This is a genomic window from Pseudoxanthomonas sp. F37 (assembly GCF_022965755.1).
Classification (GTDB): Bacteria; Pseudomonadota; Gammaproteobacteria; order Xanthomonadales; family Xanthomonadaceae; genus Pseudoxanthomonas_A.
On the sequence record NZ_CP095187.1, the window covers coordinates 560,566 to 578,387 of the forward strand.

Below are 17,822 nucleotides of genomic sequence, written 5' to 3' on the forward strand. Positions count from 1 at the left end.
ACCATCCCGGGGAGGGAACAGCATGTCGAGCCTGTCAGCAACACCATCGGTCCGTGGCCAGAATACTGGCTTGATCATCCTGATCAGCTGTGTCGCCACCATCGGCGGACTGCTGTTCGGTTACGACAGCGGCGCGGTGAACGGCACCCAGCCTGGCCTCAAGGGTGCGTTCGCCCTGGACGATGCCGGCTTGGGCTTCACCGTCGGCTCGCTGCTGATCGGTTGCTTCATCGGCGCCTTCTTCGCCGGCACCCTGGCCGATCGCATGGGGCGTCGCAATGTCATGCGGCTCGCCGCCGTCCTGTTCCTCATCGGCGCGCTGATCCAGGGCCTGGCCCATAGCCAGGGCATCTTCGTCATGGCGCGCATCCTCGGCGGCATGGCCGTCGGTGCGGCCTCGGTGCTATCGCCTGCCTACATCTCCGAAGTCGTGCCGGCCAGCATCCGCGGCCGCATGACCACGGCCCAGCAGATCATGATCATCACCGGGCTGACGCTGGCCTTCCTGGTCAACTACTACCTCGCCGCCGCCGCGGGCAGCTCGACGCAGGCGTTCTGGGGCGGGATCGAGGCGTGGCGCTGGATGTACCTGATGCAGGCGGTGCCGGCGGCAGTGTTCCTGGTCACGCTCTTTTTCATTCCCGAGAGCCCTCGCTACCTGGTGTCCAAGGCGCGTCTGGAGGAGGCCAACGAGGTGCTCACCCGCCTGCTGGGGCCCGCCGAAGCCTCCACCAAGATGGCCGAGATCCAGGCCAGTTTTTCCATGGACCATCGGCCGCGCCTGAGCGACATCCTCACCCCGCGCGGAGGACGCGGCTTCCTGGGTATCCGCGCCATCGTCTGGGCGGGCCTGCTGCTGGCGGTGTTCCAGCAGCTGGTCGGCATCAACGTGATCTTCTATTACGGCTCGACCCTCTGGCAGCTGGCCGGCTTCACCGAGAACGACTCGCTGCTGATCAACATCGGTTCCGGTGCGGTGTCGATCGCGGCCTGTTTCGTCACCATCGCGCTGATCGACCGGATCGGCCGCAAGCCGCTGCTGCTGATCGGTTCGGCAGGCATGGCCATCACCCTGTTCGTGATGGTCTACGCCTTCAGCCAGGGCACGCTGGACGCGGCGGGCACGCTGTCGCTTTCCCAGCAGATGGGCGTGGTGGCCGTGATTGCCGCCAATCTCTACGTGATTTTCTTCAACGTGTCCTGGGGCCCGGTGATGTGGGTGATGCTGGGGGAGATGTTCCCCAACCAGATCCGCGGCTCGGCGCTGGCCGTGTGCGGGTTTGCGCAGTGGTTCGCCAACTACCTCATCGCGCAGAGTTTTCCGCTGATGGCATCGGGCCTGGGCCTGGCCATCAGCTACACCTTCTACGGCGCCTGCGCCGTGATCAGCTTCTTCCTGGTCAGGCGGTTCATCCACGAGACCAAGGGCAAGGAACTGGAGCAGATGCAAGGATGAAGACGATCATGTCCACGAACACCCGCAGCGGTGTGCTCATCGCCGCCCTGGTGCTGGCCCTGGCCGCCTGCCGGGGCGAAGACAAGGCCCTCGCGCCTGCGGCGAGCGAGGCCAACCCCTGGCCGCAGGTGGCCTGGCCGCTGGCCGAGGATGCCGCACTCGAACAGCGCATCACCGACCTGATGGCCACCATGACGGTGGAGGAGAAGGTCGGCCAGCTGGTCCAGGGCGACATCGCCAGCCTCGCCCCGGAGGACGTGCGCACATACCGGCTCGGCTCGATCCTGGCCGGGGGCAACTCCGATCCCGGTGGCCGCTACGATGCCTCGCCCGCGCAATGGCTGGCCCTGGCCGATGCCTTCTACGAAGCCTCCATGGACACCTCGCAGGGCGGCAAGGCCATCCCGGTGATCTTCGGCATCGATGCCGTGCACGGGCAGAGCAACATCGTCGGCGCCACCCTGTTCCCCCACAACATCGGCCTGGGCGCCACGCGCAACCCGGAGCTGCTGCGCCGGATCGGCCAGATCACCGCGCTGGAGACCCGCGCCACCGGCATGGAGTGGACCTTCGCCCCCACCGTGGCGGTGCCGCAGGACGACCGCTGGGGCCGCACCTACGAGGGGTATTCCGAGTCGCCCGAGGTGGTGGCCCGCTACGCGGCCGCCATGGTCGAAGGCCTGCAGGGCAAGGTCGGCACGCCCGAGTTCCTGGACGGGCGCCATGTGATCGCCTCGGTCAAGCACTTCCTGGGCGATGGCGGCACCACCAACGGCAAGGACCAGGGCGATACCAGGATCGGCGAAGCCGAGCTGGTGCGCGTGCACGCCGCCGGCTACCCGCCGGCGATCGCCGCCGGCGCGCAGACGGCCATGGCCTCCTTCAACAGCGTCAACGGCCAGAAGATGCACGGCCACAAGGCGTACCTGACCGATGCGCTGAAGGGCCGCATGCAGTTTGGCGGCTTCGTGGTGGGCGACTGGAACGGCCATGGCCAGGTCCAGGGCTGCACCAACACCGACTGCCCGGCCACGATCAATGCCGGCCTGGACATGGCCATGGCCTCGGACAGCTGGAAGGGTTTCTACGAAACCACGCTGGCGGCGGTGAAGGCCGGCACGATCAGCCAGGCGCGCCTGGACGATGCGGTGCGCCGCATCCTGCGGGTGAAGTTCCGCCTGGGCCTGTTCGAGGCGGGCAAGCCCTCGGCGCGTGCGGTGGGCGGGCAGTTCGCCCTGCTCGGTGCGCCCGAGCACCGCGCGGTGGCGCGCCAGGCGGTGCGCCAGTCGCTGGTGCTGCTGAAGAACGCCGGTGGCGTGCTGCCGCTGCAGCCCAGGCAGCGCATCCTGGTGGCCGGCGATGGCGCCCACGATGTGGGCAAGCAGGCCGGCGGCTGGACGCTGAACTGGCAGGGCACCGGCACCACGCGCAAGGACTTCCCCAACGCGGACTCGATCTACGAGGGCATCGCGCAGCAGGCGAAGGCGGCGGGGGGCGAGGCGATCCTGGCCATCGACGGCAGGTACACGCAGAAGCCGGACGTGGCGGTGGTGGTGTTCGGCGAGAACCCGTACGCCGAGTTCCAGGGCGATCTGCAGACGCTGCTGTACAAGCCCGGCGATGACAGCGACCTGCAGCTGATCAAGCGCCTGAAGGCCGACGGCATCCCGGTGGTGGCGGTGTTCCTGAGCGGGCGTCCGCTATGGGTCAACCGCGAGATCAACGCCGCCGATGCCTTCGTGGCGGCCTGGCTGCCCGGCTCCGAAGGCGCCGGCATCGCCGATGTGCTGCTGCGCAAGGCCGATGGCAGCGTGCAGTACGACTTCACCGGCAAGCTCAGCTTCAGCTGGCCGCGTACCGCCACGCAGTACGCCAACAACGTGGGCCAGCCCGGCTACGACCCGCTGTTCCCCTTCGGGTACGGCCTGACCTATGCCGACCAGGGCGAGCTGGCTGCGCTGCCGGAAGACTCGGGGATCGAGGGCGAGCAGGCCGCCAGCGGCGTGTATTTCGACAAGGGCAAACCGGCGCTGGGCCTGGCGATGCAATTGTCCAACGCCAGCCAGGCGGGCATGCCGGCCACGACAGTGCCGGTGGCGCTGGCCGACGGCAGCCTGGCGCTGGCCGCCGTCGACCACCGCGCACAGGAGGACGCGCGCCGCCTTGCATGGTCGGGCAGCACGCCGGCCAGATGGTTGCTGGTGTCCGGTACGCCGCTGGACCTGACCCGCGAAAGCAATGGCGATGTGCAGTTGCAGCTGACCCTCCGCCGCGAGAGTACGGTAAGCGCACCGGTGTGGCTGGGTCTGGGCTGCGGTGCCGATTGCGGTGGCCGCGTCGACCTGCGCACGACGCTGGAGGCGATCCCGCAAGGCGAATGGAAGGTGATCGGCGTTCCATTGAAGTGCTTCGCCACCGCCGGCGCCGATGTGGCGAAGCTGGTGCAGGTGCCGGTGCTGGAGAGCAGTGCGGCGCTGCGGATGTCCGTGTCGCGTATCGCGCTGGGTGCATTGAACGAAGCCGAAGCCACGGTCGCCTGCCCGGTCAGGTAACAAGGCAAGATGCGGGCGGTGGCGCATGCCACTGCCGGAGTGCGAGGGCAGGGAGCGCCAGCGCATGATCTCCCGTCATCGCGAGCCGCCGCGTGCGGTTCGCATCCCGACCCGCGCAAGGGATGCGCGTGGGTCGATCCAACCGCAGGAGTGGGGCCGTGGGTCTGGGGACAATGGACATCGCCATCGTGCTGGCCTACCTGGCCGGCATCTTCGTGCTGGCGCAATGGGTGTCGCGCGAGAAGGCCGGGCACGCCAAGGACGCGAAGGACTACTTCCTCGCCGGCAAGTCGCTGCCGTGGTGGGCCATCGGCGCGTCGCTGATCGCGGCCAACATCTCGGCCGAACAGATCATCGGCATGTCCGGCTCGGGCTACGCCATCGGCCTGGCCATCGCCTCGTACGAATGGATGGCCGCGGCCACGCTGCTGATCGTCGGCAAGTGGTTCCTGCCGGTGTTCCTGCGCAACGGCATCTACACGATGCCGCAGTTCCTCGAGCAGCGGTACGGCAACCGCATCCGCACGCTCATGGCCGTGTTCTGGCTGGGGCTGTACGTGTTCGTCAACGTCACCTCCATCCTGTGGCTGGGCGCCATCGCGGTGAGCCAGGTCACCGGCATGGACCAGATGCTGGCGGTGGTGCTGATCGGCGTGTTCGCGCTGCTGTACCAGCTCTATGGCGGGCTGAAGGCGGTGGCGCTGACCGACATCGTGCAGGTCTCGCTGCTGGTGCTGGGCGGCCTGCTGGTCGCGGGCCTGACGCTCGACGAACTGGGCGGGGGCGCCGGTGTGGTGGCCGGCTTCCATCGCTTGTGGGAGGCGCAGCCCGGCCACTTCGAGATGATCCTCGACCGGGACAATCCGTTCTACAAGGACCTGCCCGGCCTGAGCGTGCTGATCGGCGGCATGTGGATCATGAACATCAGCTACTGGGGCTTCAACCAGTACATCATCCAGCGCGCGCTCGCCGCGAAGGACATCGGCGAGGCGCAGAAGGGCGTGCTGTTCGCCGCCTTCCTCAAACTGCTGATGCCGGTGATCGTGGTGCTGCCCGGGATCGCCGCGGTGATGCTGGCGCCGGGGCTGGACAAGCCCGACCAGGCCTATCCGACGATGATGCGCCTGCTGCCCACCGGCATCCTGGGCCTGGTGTTCGCTGCGCTGGTGGCGGCCATCGTCGCGTCGCTGGCGTCGAAGATCAACTCGGTGGCGACCATCTTCACCCTGGATTTCTACGCCAAGGGCAAGCGCCGGCACAGCGAGGCCAAGCTGGTGCGCGTGGGTCGCATCGCCGCGGTGGTCACGGTGGTGCTGGGCATCCTTGCGGCCAAACCGCTGCTCGGCAGTTTCGACCAGGCCTTCCAGTACATCCAGGAGTACACCGGCTTCTTCACCCCGGGCATCGTGGTGATCTTCGTGCTGGGCCTGTTCTGGAAACGCGCCAACGAGGCCGGAGCGCTGGCGGCGGCGATCGGTTCGTTCGCGCTGTCCGTCGTGCTGAAGCTGGCGTGGCCGGCGCTGCCGTTCATCGACCGCGTCGGCCTGGTGTTCCTGCTGGCGCTGGCGCTGGCGGTGGTGGTGTCGCTGGCCACGCCGCACGCGCCGGAGAAGGACATCATCCAGACGCGCGATGTCGACTACCGCACGGGCGGTGCGTTCAACATCGGCGCGGTCGCGGTGCTGGCGATCCTGACCGCGCTGTATGCGCTGTTCTGGTGAGGTCCGGGGCCGGGGCGTTCAGAAGGAATTTAGCTCCACGGTGATGCGGTGCCCATTCTCACGATTTCGTGCCGAGAATCTAATGAGCGTTTAACTCGCACCTAATCGAGCCTTAATCCGGCGCTTCCAGCATGCCCGCCATGCACTGGATACGCCCCCATATCGCCTTGGCGCCCCTGCCGGGACGCTTCGTCAGCGTCCAACTGGTCGAGCGCGACGACCCCGGCCGCGAGGCCGTGGAAGCCTTCATCGCCGACGTCTACCGGGACCGCTACGGTGCGGTCCTGCGCAACTTCTTCCCCCATCTGATCGCCTACCGGGACAGCGACGGCCGGCTGGCCGCCGCGGTGGGCATCCGCGCCGGTGTGGAGGGGCCGCTGTTCGTCGAGCACTATCTGGACGGCGCGGTGGAGCACGCCATGGCGCGGCGGGGCATCGCGCATGTCGACCGCCGCCGCGTGGTGGAGGTGGGGAATTTCGCGGCCACTTCGCCCGGGATCGCACGCGAACTGATCCTGCAGCTGGCGCTGACCCTGCAGGCGGCCGGCATGGACTGGGTATTGCTGGTGGCCACGCAGCAGCTGCGCAATGCTTTCGAGCGGCTGCGCCTGCCGATGCTGGAACTGGCCGAAGCGCGCGCCGAGCGCCTGGGCGACGCCGGCGCGGACTGGGGGCGCTACTACGATGCGCGTCCCCGGCTCATCTGCGGCAACGTGGCCGAAGGCGTCGCCCATCTGCGCGGCGCCGAACGCCCGGCCGCCTGCGACGCGCCGGATACCTGCCTGGCGGGTGCGCCATGACGCGGCCGATGGATGTCGTGCGGCGCGGGGCGCGGCTGCAGGCGCCGCGCGTGATCAGCGCCCAGGGCACGCTGGACGATGCCGCGCTGGCGGCGCGGATCGACGCGCTGGTGGCGTGGCTGGCCAGGACCGGCATCCGCCGCGTCGCCAGCCGCCTGGACAACGGACCCAGCTGGTTCGTGCTGGATCTTGCCCTGCGCGAGATCGGTGGCGTGCATGTGCCGCTGCCGGTGTTCTTCTCCGAAGCGCAGGTGCGGCATGCGCTGGCGAACAGCGGCGCGCAGTGCGTGGTGACGGCGCGCGAGGACGCCATGCCGCCGGGTGTAGAAGCGCTCACCGGGTTCCTCGACGGCGAGCGGCTGGCGTGCTGGCGCACCCCGGCGGACGATGTGGCGGGGCCGCCGTTGCCGCATCGCACGGCCTGCATCACCTATACCTCGGGCACCACGGGACGCCCGCGCGGGGTATGCCTGGATGCGGAAACGCTGTTCACCGTGGCAGGCTCGCTGGTCCAGGCCGCGTCGGCCGTGGCGCCGCGCCGGCACCTGTGCCTGATGCCGCTGGCGACGCTGCTGGAGAACGTGGCGGGCCTGTACGCGACGCTGCTGGCGGATGCGGAAATCGCGCTGCCGTCGCTGTCGGAGATCGGCTATACCGGCGCCACCGGCCTGGACGTGCCCACGCTGCTGCGTTGCCTGCACCGTTACCAGCCGGAGAGCGTGATCCTGGTGCCGCAGCTGTTGCTGGCGCTGGTGATGGCGGCCGAGCAGGGTGCGCCGCTGCCCACCTCGCTGCGCTACATCGCCGTCGGCGGCGGCCGCGTGGGGCCGGGCCTGCTGCAGCGCGCGCGCGCGCTCGGGCTGCCGGTCTTCGAAGGCTACGGCCTGACCGAATGCGGCTCGGTGGTGTGCCTGAACCGCCCGGAGGCCATGCGCGATGGCAGCGTGGGCCGTCCGCTGCCGCACGCGCGCGTGTCCATCGTGGAGGGCGAGATCTGCGTCGACGGCGCTCGCGCGCTCGCCTACCTCGGCGGCGATCCGCTGCCGGAGGGGCCGGTGCGCACGGGCGACCTGGGGTACCAGGACGAGGACGGCTTCGTACACATCACCGGGCGCCGCAAGAACGTCTTCATCACCGCGTTCGGCCGCAACGTCTCGCCCGAGTGGGTCGAAAGCGAACTGCTGGCGCATCCGGCCATCGCCCAGGCCGTGGTCTGGGGCGAGGCCCAGGCCGACAACGTGGCCGTCGTCGTGCCGCGCCGCCCGGACCTGGACGATGCGCGCATCGGGCGTGCCCTGGCCGATGTCAACGCGGGCCTGCCCGACTACGCACGCGTGGCCCGGTTCGTGCGCGCGGAGGCGCCATTCACCGTCGACGCCGGCCTGGCCACCGCGAACGGCCGCCCGCGCCGCGACGCCATCCTCCGCCGCTACCAGGCCGACGTCGATGCCTGCTACCGCCGCCCCCCGAACGTATCCCCCTCCGGAGTTGCCGCATGAGTTTCCATGATGAACTGGTCGCGCAGACTGCGCGCGAACGCGACGGCCTGCTGTCCATCCCGATCATCCAGTCCGCGCTGGCGGGCAGGATCGCGCGCGAGGACTACGTGGCCTTCCTCATCCAGGCCTTCCACCACGTCCGCCATACCGTACCGCTGCTGATGGCCTGCGGGGCGCGGCTGCCGGCCCGGCTGGAGTGGCTGCGCACGGCGGTGGGCGAGTACATCGAAGAGGAAATGGGGCACCACGAATGGGTGCTGGACGACATCGCCGCCTGCGGCGAGGACCGTGCCGCCGCCGAGGCGTCTTCCCCGTCGCTGGCGACCGAGCTGATGGTCAGCTACGCCTACGACACCATCCAGCGCGGCAATCCGGTGGGCTTCTTCGGCATGGTCCTGGTGCTGGAAGGCACCAGCGTGGCGCTCGCCACGCGCGCCGCCAACACGCTGCAGACCTCGCTGGACCTTCCCCGCAACGCCTTCAGCTACCTGCTCTCGCACGGCGACCTGGACATCGAGCATGTCGGCTTCTTCAAGCGCCTGATGGACCGCATGGAGGATGAGGGAGACAAGGCCGCCATCGTGCATGCGGCGCGCCGCTTCTACGTGCTGTACGGCGACATCTTCCGCACGCTGCGCGACGGCGGCGCCCGCCTGGCGGAGGCGGCGTGATGGAACTGGCCGGCAGGACGGTGCTGGTGACCGGCGCCAGCGGCGGCATCGGCGAGCCGCTGTGCGCGGCCCTGATCATCGCGGGTGCGCGCGTGCTGGCGGTGGGCCGCGACGAAGGCAGGCTGCGCCGGCTCGCCCAGCCCCTGCCCGCGGGCGCGCTGTCGTGGGTGGCGGCCGATGTCGCCACCGAGGAAGGACGCGCGCAGGTGGTGCGCGCCGCGGCCGCGGCCGACCCCACGCCCTCGGTGCTGGTGCTGGCGCACGCCCAGGGCGCATTCGGCCTGTTCGCCGACCAGTCCCCCGAGGACATGGCCCGGCTGGTGCAGACCAACCTGGTGGCGCCCATGCTGCTGGTGCACGCGCTGCTGCCGGTGCTGGGCACGCACGCGCCGGCGTCGGTGGTCGTGGTGGGCTCGACCTTCGGCAGCCTGGCGTTTCCCGGCTTCGCCGCCTACAGCGCCAGCAAGTCGGGCCTGCGCGGACTGACCGAAGCGCTGGCACGGGAATACGCCGACACGCCGCTGCGCTTCCAGTACCTGTCGCCCCGCGCCACGCGCACGCCCTTCAACACGCCGGCCGTCGATGCCCTGAACGCCGAACTGAAGACCGCCAGCGATGCGCCCGCCGACGTGGCGCGCCATCTGGTCCGCGCCATCGAACGCGGCACCGCCCGCATGCAGATCGGCTGGCCGGAGAAGCTGTTCGCCCGCCTCAACGGCCTGCTGCCGGGCCTGGTCGACCGCAGCCTGCGGTCCCGCCTTCCCGCCGTCCGCAAGCACGCGCGACGGTCACCCCTGTCCACTACGGAGCACGTTCCCCATGAAGCGCACCCGCGGTAAATCCATGCTCTTCCCCATCCTGATGTCCACGCTGCTGCTGGTCGGCAAGGCCGTGGCCGGCGAGCCCGCGGCGACCAGCGTCAACCAGGTGCGCGACCGCTGGGCGCAGATCAACTACCAGTTGCCCAAGCCGCAGCGGGAAGCGGCGTTCGAAGAACTGCTGCACCAGTCCGAGAAGATCCGCCAGGCCAGTCCGCGCGATGCCACGGCGCTGATCTGGGAGGGCATCGTGCTGTCCAGCCTGGCCGGCGAGAAGGGCGGCATGGGCGCGCTGGGCCTGGTGAAGCGGGCGCGCGCGGATTTCGAGGCGGCCATCAAGCTGGATGCGAACGCGCTGGATGGGGCCGCCTATACCAGCCTGGGCGCCCTGTATTACCAGGTGCCCGGCTGGCCGCTGGGCTTCGGCGACGATGCGGCCGCGCGCACGATGCTGCGCAAGGGGCTGGCCATCGATCCGGACGGCATCGACGCCAACTATTTCTACGCGGACTTCCTGCGCGACCAGAAGGACTGGGCCGGTGCCCGCACGGCCTTCCAGAAGGCGCTGGCGGCACCCGCGCGCCCCGGCCGCGACGTGGCCGATGCAGGCCGTCGCCAGGAGGCGCAGGCCAAGCTGAAGGAAGTCGCGGCGCACCTTGCGCACTGAGGAGACGGCCACCAGACTGGCTGCATGCGCATCCTGCTGGTGGAAGACGATCTGTCGCTGGGCGAAGGCATCCGTACCGCGCTGCGGCGTGGCGCCTTCGCCGTCGACTGGGTGCAGGACGGGGCCAGCGGGCTGCTGGCCCTGCGTGGCGGCGGTTTCGACCTGGTCGTGCTGGACCTGGGGTTGCCGCGGATGGACGGCATCGAGGTGATCCGCCAGCTGCGCGCCACCGGCGATCCCGTGCCGGTCCTGGTGCTGAGCGCGCGCGAGCGCCCGGCCGACCGCACTCTCGGCCTGGACGTGGGCGCGGACGATTACCTGGGCAAGCCCTTCGATACCGCCGAACTGCTGGCGCGCGTGCGTGCGCTGATCCGGCGCAGCGCCGGCCGCGCCAATCCCACGCTGGAGTCGGGCCCGCTGCGGCTGGATCCGGCCACGCTCACCGCCACCTGGAAAGGGCGGCCCGTGGACCTGACCCGCCGCGAGTTCGCGCTGCTGCGCGTGCTGATGGAGCAGCGCGGTCGTCCGATGGCGCGCGATGCGATCCAGCGGCACCTGTACGGCTGGGATGCGGACGTGGCCAGCAACGCCGTCGATGTGCATGTCCACCAGCTCCGCCGCAAGCTGGAGCCCGGCATCATCCGCACCGTGCGCGGACTGGGCTATGCCCTGGGCGATGCCGTCGGGGATGCCCCATGAGGTCGATGCGCGCCACCCTGCTGTGGCTGTTGCTGGGCACGCTGGCGGTGGTGATGGCGGCGGCGGGCCTGCTCAGTTACCGGGCCGGGCTGCAGGAAGCCGGCGAGATGTTCGACGCCCGCCTGGTGCAGTCCACGCGCGTGCTGGTCAGCCTGGTCGACGAGCCGCTCAGCGAACTCAATGCCTATCCCGGCGAACCCATCGTGCTGCGCGGCTGGCATGGGCAGGCGCATGGCGTGGGCGAGGCGCTGGCGTTCAACGACGGGCATGCGTACGAGAACAAGCTGGCCTTCCAGGTATGGGATGCGCAGGGGCGCCTGCTGCTGCGCTCGGACAGCGCGCCCGAGCAGCCGCTGGCGCAGCGCAGGGCGGGTTACGAGGACGTGGAGATCGATGGTGCCCGCTGGCGTTCCTTCACGCTGCAGTCGCCGAAGGGCCGCTGGTTCCAGTCCGCCGAACTGGCCGACATCCGCCAGGAACTGGCCGGGGACATCGCCGGCGGCACGCTGCTGCCGCTGCTGCTGTCGCTGCCGCTGATCGCCCTGCTGGTCTGGTGGAGCGTCGCACTGGCCACGCGCTCGCTGCGGCGCATGTCGCACGAGATCGGCCAGCGCGATCCCGAGCGGATGACGCCGCTGGATCCGGCCCAGGTGCCGCAGGAAGCGCGCGGCCTGGCCGAAGCGATCAACGGCCTGCTGCAGCGGCTGGATGCCGCACTGGCGCGTGAGCGCAACTTCGTGGCCGATGCTGCGCACGAGCTGCGCACGCCGATCAGCGCGCTGAAGGTGCATGCCGACAACGCGTGCCATGCCGGCGACGACGGCGAACGCCAGGCCTCGCTGCAGCTGCTGGACGCCAGCGTGCAGCGCGTCGAACGCCTGGTGGCGCAGCTGCTGTCGTTGAGCCGCGCGGAAAGCACGGGGCGCGTGGTGGCGCGTGCGCGCCTGGACCTGGCCGCGCTGGCCGGCATCGAGATCGACGCCGCCCGGCCGCTGCTCGATGCACGGGGGCAGACCTTGCGCCTGGACCTGCAGCCGGTGCTGGTGTCGGGCGACGAAATCGCGCTGGGCCTGCTGGTGCGCAACCTGGTGGAGAACGCAGCGCGCTATGCGCCGGCCGGCGCCACCGTGCAGGTGCGCACGTGGAAGGCCGATGGCCGCGCCTTCCTGGCGGTGGACGACAGTGGCCCCGGCATTCCCGACGACGAACGCGAGCGCGTGTTCGATCGCTTCTACCGCCGGCTGGGCAGTCGCCACGAGGGCAGCGGGCTGGGCCTGGCGATCGTGAAGGAAGTGGTCACGGCGCATGCCGGCACCATCCGGCTGGCGCAGTCGTCGCAATGGGGCGGTCTGTCGGTGTCGGTGGAGCTGCCCTGCCTGGCGTGAGCGCGCGCGGCGCGCCCTAGCCGCTGCATCCGCCGCAGCACACCGACGGCAGGCGTTCGATGGCGTCGGGCGCCAGCCGGTGGCCGGCCTGGGCGAAGACAAGCATCAGTTCCACCGCGAGCGCGCTGGTCGAGCAGCGGAGCGAGCCGGACGCGGCGTCGCGGTCGAGCAGGGCGGCGGGATCGAGATCGAGCAGCTGCCGTTCGATCGCAGCCAGGTCGGCTGGCGCATCGTCCAGGCGGATGACGTATTCCATGCGCGGGCTCCGTAACGCGCTGCGCCGCCCGGAGACGGCGCAGCGAGGGGTGCTACTTGGTGACGACCAGCTTGCCCTTCATCAGCGTGGAGTGGCCGGGGAAGCTGCAGAAGAAGCTGTAGTCGCCGCCGGCGGTCAGCTTTTTGCCGGGAAAGGTGATCTTCGTCTTCTGCCCGCCGCCGATCAGCGCGGTATGCGCGATCACGCGCGCGTCGCCGGCCGGGACGTAGGCGCCCGCCGCGCCGGCCTTCATGCCGTCGCGCGCCACGCCTGCCAGGTCGGCGGTCTTGGACACCACCACGTTGTGGCCCATCGCCGCGGCCGGCAGCTTGCCGCTGTGGGTCAGCTCGAGGGTGATGGTGGCGCAGCTGGCGGAGACGGTGGCCTCCTTCAGGTCGAACTTCATGGCGTCGTCGCCTTTCAGGCTGACAGTGCAGTTGCCGGCGGCCTGGGCCATGCCGGCGGCGCCGAACAGGGCCAGGGCAAGCAGAGTGTGGGAGAGTTTCATCGTATGACTCCGTCGTTCATCGGGTTTGGGTGGGTGTGGGGCCATGACATCACGGCCCGGCGAGCAGCGCCTTGACCTGGGTCAGGAACTGCGGATCGGCGGCCGCGCCGGTCACCTCGCTGCGCGCACGCACGCGGCCGTCGGCATCCAGCAGCACCAGCACGCTGGTGTGGTTGATGCTGCCGTCGTCGCGGAACCGGTAGCGCACGTCCAGTACGCTGGCGATGGCGCGCACGTCGTCGGTCGCGGGGGTGAGGAACCGCCAGCCTTCCGGCACGCGGTGGCGCTGGGCGACGTCCTGCATCGCGGCCGGGGTGTCGCGTGCCGGGTCCAGGCTGACCATGACCACGCCCAGGCGCCGGCGCTCGGCGGGCGACAGCTGCTTCTGCACGCTCTTGGCGTTCTCGATGATCAGCGGGCACATCAGGTGGCAGTTCGTATAGAACATCGACACCAGCCGGGGCTGACCGCGCAGCGAGGACCAGGCCACCGGTTGTCCGTCGGCGGCCTGCGTGCCCGCCTGCAGGTGGTAGACCGAATCGCCGGGCAGCGGCTGCGCGTGCAGCGGCGCGGCGAGTACCAGCAGGGAAAGGAACAGGGATGCGATCTTCATGGCGTGCTCCTGGCACAGCGGAAACCGAGGTTGCCCAGCGTGGCGTCGGGTTGCAGCGCGGACAGCAGCACGAAGCGCTTGACCACGCCATAGTCGCCGGGATCGTTGAAGCTCATGGCGGTGGCGCCGCAGTAGCGCAGCGCGTCGCCATCCTGCTGGCCGCGACGGTCGCCGTCGCCCAGCAGGGAGGCGACATCCTCGCTCCACTCCCAGTGCGCGCCGTGCAGGCCATGGATGCCGTAGGCATTGGCCGGTGCGCCGGCCGCGGCATCGATGGCATGCGGCGTACCGTCGTTGACCTGGCGCATCCGCCACGCACCATCGGCGCGGGCATCGCGGCGCGTGGCGTCGGCGGCCGCCGCGTATTCCCATTCGACGAAGCGCGGCAGCCGCGCCTGCTGCGCGCGGCAGTAGGCATCGGCGGCATACCAGTTGACGTGCACGACCGGCGCATCCGGATCCAGCGCCGGCCCCGGTGCGTCGGCCGTGGCCCAGTGCCCCAGGTAGCCCGGGCTGGCGAACACGGCGGGAATGCGGTCGCGTCGCCACTGCGGCTGGCGCGCGAGGAATCCGGCGAAATCGCGATTGCTGACGGGCCGCGCCATCAGCGAGAACGAGGCCACCCGCACCACGCGGGTGTCCTCTTCGAAGCGCACGGACGAACGGAAGTCGCCGCCCTCGATGCGCCGGTATCCGCTGTCCGCGTCGCCGGCGACGGCGAACGCCGATGCCAGCGCGAGCAGCAGGAACGTGGCGGTCGAAGGCGGCGTCCGTTTCATCCGATCCTCACTTGCCGGCCGCCGGCTTGGCTTCCGGGTACTCGATGTCGTGCTGCTGGCCGGTGTAGATGTCGGGGTTCTTCTGTCCCTCCACCTTCAGGATGCCCAGCGAGCCCTTGTGGAACGTGCGGAAGATGCTGTGGTCCACCAGCACGAAGTTGCCCGGCACGTCCGCCTTGAACTCGACCATGGCCGAACCGCCGGCCGGGATCAGCGTGGTCTGCACGTTCTCCTGGTACTTGCTGCCGCCTTCGGTGTAGACCTTGTCGAAGATCTCGCCGATCACGTGGAAGCTGGACACCAGGTTGGGGCCGCCGTTGCCGACGAACATGCGGATGGTCTCGCCCGCCTTCGCCGTCAACGCGTTGTCGCCCTGCAGCGCGTCCACCGAGCCGTTGAACACCACGTAGGTCGGATGTTCGTCGATCGCCTTCTCCAGGCTGAAGGGCTGCAGGCCGGGTTCGCCATACGCGCCTTCGGTGTAGAAGTCGCCCTGCACCACGTAGAACTCCTTGTCCACCGGCGGCAGGCCCTCTTCCGGCTCCACCAGGATCAGGCCGTACATGCCGTTGGCGATGTGCATGCCGACCGGCGCCATCGCGCAGTGGTAGATGTACAGGCCGGGGTTCAGCGCCTTGAACGAGAACTGCGTTTCATGGCCCGGCAGGGTGAACGTGGCCTCGGCGCCGCCGCCCTGGCCGGTGACGGCGTGCAGGTCGATGTTGTGCGACATGTGCGAGTCGTGGCGGTTCTTCAGCTTGAACTCCACCGTGTCGCCCTTGCGCACGCGGATGAAGCTGCCCGGCACGGTGCCGCCGAAGGTCCAGAAGTTGTAGGTCACGCCATCGGCCATGCGCATGTCCTTCTCGATCATCTCCAGGTCGACGACGACATGGGCCGGTGTCTTGCGCGTGATCGGCGGGGGCACCATCGGCGGTGCCGTCATCACGGCGTGGATGGTTTCTCCGGCCGGCGTGATGCGACCGCCCTGTTCGCCGGCGAAGGCGGGGGCAGCCGACAGTGCGGCGAGTGCGCAGGCGAGCAGGGAGGGGTACAGGCGTTTCATGGTGCGTTCCTCGGTCGATCATCGGTGGGTGTGCGGCCATGGTGGAAATGCACGCGCGGCGCCTCGTTGATCTGAATCAATCGGAAGGGGGCGGACGCACGGATTCGTGCAGGGGCTTGACTCACGTCAAGCGCGCGCACCGATGCGACACCTTGTCGCATCTGCACTCCAGGGTGCGTCGCGACAATGGCGGCATCACCCAAGGAGATGCGTCATGAACCGCAATCTGTTGTGCATGGCCCTGCTGGGCGCACTGGCGAACATGCCGCTGGCGCATGCACAGGAATCGCACGCCGCGCTGCACGCCGATGCGATGCCCGCCACCACGCTGGACGGCATCGTGGTGGTCGGCGTGGCGCCGGCCATGGCCACCACCTTCATCACCGATCCCAAGCTGCCGCGGCAGCCGGTGCCGGCCAGCGACGGTGCGGACTACCTGAAGACCATTCCCGGCTTCGCCACCTTGCGCAGCGGCGGCACCAACGGCGACCCGGTGTTGCGCGGCATGTTCGGCTCGCGCATCAACCTGATGACCAACGACGGCGCGATGAGCGGTGCCTGTCCCTCGCGCATGGACAACGCGTTGTCGTACATCGCACCGGAAACCTACGACCGCCTGATCGTCGTCAAGGGGCCGCAGACCGTGTTGTGGGGCGGCGGCGCTTCCGCCGGCACGGTGCGCTTCGAGCGCGAAATCCCGTACTTCGCCGAGCCGGGCGTGCAGGCCGCCGGCAGCCTGCTGGCCGGCAGCCGCGACCGCAACGACCAGGTGCTGGACATCAGCGCCGGTACGCCACGCGGTTATGCGCGGGTGTCCGCCAACCGTTCCGAGGCCGACGACTACCAGGACGGCAACGGCGAGGGGGTGCCGTCGGCGTGGAAGAAGTGGAACGCCGACGCCGCGCTGGGCTGGACACCCGACGAGAATATGGTGCTGGAACTCAGCGCCGGCATCGGCGATGCGCAGGCGCGCTACGCCGGCCGCGGCATGGACGGTGCGCAGTTCCGCCGCGACAGCCTGGGTCTGCGCTTCGAGAAGAAGCACATCGGCGGCATACTCGATGCGGTGGTCGCCAACGTCTACCAGAACGACGTGGACCACGTGATGGACAACTACAGCCTGCGCCAGCCGGACCCCACCAGCAGCATGCCCATGCCGATGGCCAGCAACGTGGCGCACCGCACGCGCGGCGGCCGCGTCGCCACCACCTGGCAGTCCGGGCGCTGGGAAGTGACCACCGGCATGGACCTGCGCGACAGCCGGCACCGCAGGCGCAGCGCCAGCGGGCGCGGTGCCTATCTCGCGCTGCCGTGGAGCGTGGACGCCAAGTTCCACAGCTGGGGCGCCTTCGCCGAATCGCATTGGCACATCACCGACACCCACCACGTGATGAGCGGCGTGCGCGTCGACCGCGCCGAAGCGCAGGACCTGCGCGCCACCACCGGCGGCATGATGCCGATGCCCAACCCCACCGCCGGCAGGGTCCGCAGGGAAACGCTGCCCAGCGCGTTCGTCCGCTACGAATACGACATGGGCGGCCGCTGGGGCGCATACGCCGGCCTCGGCCACACCCAACGCATGCCCGACTACTGGGAGCTGTTCTCGCCCACGCGCGGTCCGGTCGGTGCCCCCAATGCCTTCGCCGGCGTGCAGCCCGAGCGCACCACGCAGCTGGACATCGGCCTGCAGTTCAACGGCGCCAAGGTCGATGCCTGGGCCTCGCTGTACGCGGGCCGCGTGCAGGACTTCATCCTGTTCGACTATGCGGCCGGCATGATGGGCAGCACCACCCGCGCGCACAATGTGGACGCCCGTATCCGCGGCGGCGAGGCCGGCATCGACTGGCGTCCCGCCAAGGGCTGGAAACTGTCGGGCGCCGCGTCCTACGCCTGGGGCGAAGTGCGCGACACCGGCACCGCACTGCCGCAGATGCCGCCGCTGGAGGCGCGCCTGTCGGTCAGTCATGAACGCGGGCCCTGGTCGTGGGGTGCGCTGTGGCGCGTTGCCGCCGCGCAGGACCGGGTCAGCACCACGCAGGGCAACGTGGTCGGCCGCGACCTGGGGCCGAGCGCGGGCTTTGCGGTGTTCTCGCTCAACGGGGGCTACCGCTTCAGCGATCGCCTGCAGCTGACGGCGGGCATCGACAACCTGTTCGATCGCGCCTACAGCGAGCACCTCAACCTGGGCGGCAACAGCGCCTTCGGCTATCCGGCCGATCCGGTGCGCATCAACGAGCCCGGCCGCACGGCCTGGATGAAGCTCAACCTGCGCTACTGACGCCAGGGGACCGGCGGGCAACGGCATCGAGGGGTCGCTGGCCCTCGATGCCGT

The 17,822-nt window shown here is 69.7% G+C and carries 16 protein-coding genes; 11 read left to right on the forward strand and 5 right to left on the reverse strand.

Going from position 1 to position 17,822, the window contains the following annotated elements; translation table 11 throughout:
• Positions 1-22: 22 nt before the first annotated feature.
• The 10 genes from MUU77_RS02450 (at position 23) to MUU77_RS02495 (ending at position 12,268) form a co-directional block, all read left to right on the forward strand.
• A complete protein-coding gene (locus tag MUU77_RS02450) occupies positions 23-1,456 on the forward strand; it encodes a sugar porter family MFS transporter (RefSeq protein ID WP_245091208.1) in 1,434 nt (477 codons plus the stop codon).
• An 8-nt stretch (positions 1,457-1,464) separates the two neighbouring features.
• The gene (locus MUU77_RS02455) at positions 1,465-4,008 is read left to right on the forward strand and encodes an exo 1,3/1,4-beta-D-glucan glucohydrolase (protein ID WP_245091210.1); all 2,544 of its coding nucleotides are present in this window, start codon (positions 1,465-1,467) and stop codon (positions 4,006-4,008) included.
• 158 nt (positions 4,009-4,166) lie between these two features.
• Positions 4,167-5,729 carry a sodium/sugar symporter gene (locus MUU77_RS02460; RefSeq protein WP_245091212.1) on the forward strand — a complete coding sequence of 521 codons (1,563 nt, stop codon included), beginning with the start codon at positions 4,167-4,169 and terminating at the stop codon, positions 5,727-5,729.
• Between the two features lie 140 nt (positions 5,730-5,869).
• Entirely contained in the window at positions 5,870-6,529 is a 660-nt protein-coding gene (locus MUU77_RS02465; RefSeq protein ID WP_245091214.1) for a thermostable hemolysin, read from the forward strand.
• On the forward strand, positions 6,526-8,028 hold the full coding sequence (locus MUU77_RS02470) for an AMP-binding protein (protein WP_245091216.1): 1,503 nt from the start codon (positions 6,526-6,528) through the stop codon (positions 8,026-8,028). Before MUU77_RS02465 ends, MUU77_RS02470 begins: the two co-directional genes overlap by 4 nt.
• Positions 8,025-8,699 (forward strand): iron-containing redox enzyme family protein, encoded by a 675-nt coding sequence (locus MUU77_RS02475; protein WP_245091218.1) that lies wholly within the window; start codon positions 8,025-8,027, stop codon positions 8,697-8,699. Before MUU77_RS02470 ends, MUU77_RS02475 begins: the two co-directional genes overlap by 4 nt.
• Positions 8,699-9,538 (forward strand): SDR family oxidoreductase, encoded by an 840-nt coding sequence (locus MUU77_RS02480; RefSeq protein WP_245094159.1) that lies wholly within the window; start codon positions 8,699-8,701, stop codon positions 9,536-9,538. The genes MUU77_RS02475 and MUU77_RS02480 overlap by 1 nt, the downstream gene beginning before the upstream one ends.
• A gap of 22 nt (positions 9,539-9,560) precedes the next feature.
• Positions 9,561-10,184: a hypothetical protein gene (locus MUU77_RS02485; RefSeq protein ID WP_345779070.1), complete on the forward strand. Its 624-nt coding sequence runs from the start codon at positions 9,561-9,563 to the stop codon at positions 10,182-10,184.
• A 24-nt stretch (positions 10,185-10,208) separates the two neighbouring features.
• Positions 10,209-10,883: a response regulator transcription factor gene (locus MUU77_RS02490; RefSeq protein ID WP_245091220.1), complete on the forward strand. Its 675-nt coding sequence runs from the start codon at positions 10,209-10,211 to the stop codon at positions 10,881-10,883.
• A gap of 17 nt (positions 10,884-10,900) precedes the next feature.
• Positions 10,901-12,268: an ATP-binding protein gene (locus tag MUU77_RS02495; RefSeq protein WP_245094161.1), complete on the forward strand. Its 1,368-nt coding sequence runs from the start codon at positions 10,901-10,903 to the stop codon at positions 12,266-12,268.
• A 16-nt stretch (positions 12,269-12,284) separates the two neighbouring features.
• Here MUU77_RS02495 and MUU77_RS02500 read toward each other — a convergent pair whose 3' ends face one another.
• Genes MUU77_RS02500 through nirK form a run of 5 tightly spaced genes read right to left on the reverse strand, consistent with a single transcriptional unit; the run spans position 12,285 to position 15,490 of the window.
• Positions 12,285-12,524 (reverse strand): hypothetical protein, encoded by a 240-nt coding sequence (locus MUU77_RS02500; RefSeq protein WP_245091222.1) that lies wholly within the window; start codon positions 12,522-12,524, stop codon positions 12,285-12,287.
• A gap of 52 nt (positions 12,525-12,576) precedes the next feature.
• The gene (azu, locus tag MUU77_RS02505; RefSeq protein WP_245091224.1) at positions 12,577-13,032 is read right to left on the reverse strand and encodes an azurin; all 456 of its coding nucleotides are present in this window, start codon (positions 13,030-13,032) and stop codon (positions 12,577-12,579) included.
• Between the two features lie 49 nt (positions 13,033-13,081).
• Positions 13,082-13,645 carry an SCO family protein gene (locus MUU77_RS02510; RefSeq protein WP_245091226.1) on the reverse strand — a complete coding sequence of 188 codons (564 nt, stop codon included), beginning with the start codon at positions 13,643-13,645 and terminating at the stop codon, positions 13,082-13,084.
• Positions 13,642-14,424 (reverse strand): SUMF1/EgtB/PvdO family nonheme iron enzyme, encoded by a 783-nt coding sequence (locus MUU77_RS02515; protein ID WP_245091234.1) that lies wholly within the window; start codon positions 14,422-14,424, stop codon positions 13,642-13,644. Before MUU77_RS02515 ends, MUU77_RS02510 begins: the two co-directional genes overlap by 4 nt.
• 7 nt (positions 14,425-14,431) lie before the next feature.
• Positions 14,432-15,490, reverse strand: a complete 1,059-nt coding sequence (nirK, locus tag MUU77_RS02520; protein WP_162108216.1) for a copper-containing nitrite reductase — start codon at positions 15,488-15,490, stop codon at positions 14,432-14,434.
• 262 nt (positions 15,491-15,752) lie between these two features.
• Here nirK and MUU77_RS02525 point away from each other — a divergent pair, with 262 nt between their 5' ends.
• Complete coding sequence (locus tag MUU77_RS02525) at positions 15,753-17,768, forward strand: TonB-dependent copper receptor (protein ID WP_245094164.1); 2,016 nt, start codon at positions 15,753-15,755, stop codon at positions 17,766-17,768.
• Positions 17,769-17,822: the final 54 nt, after the last annotated feature.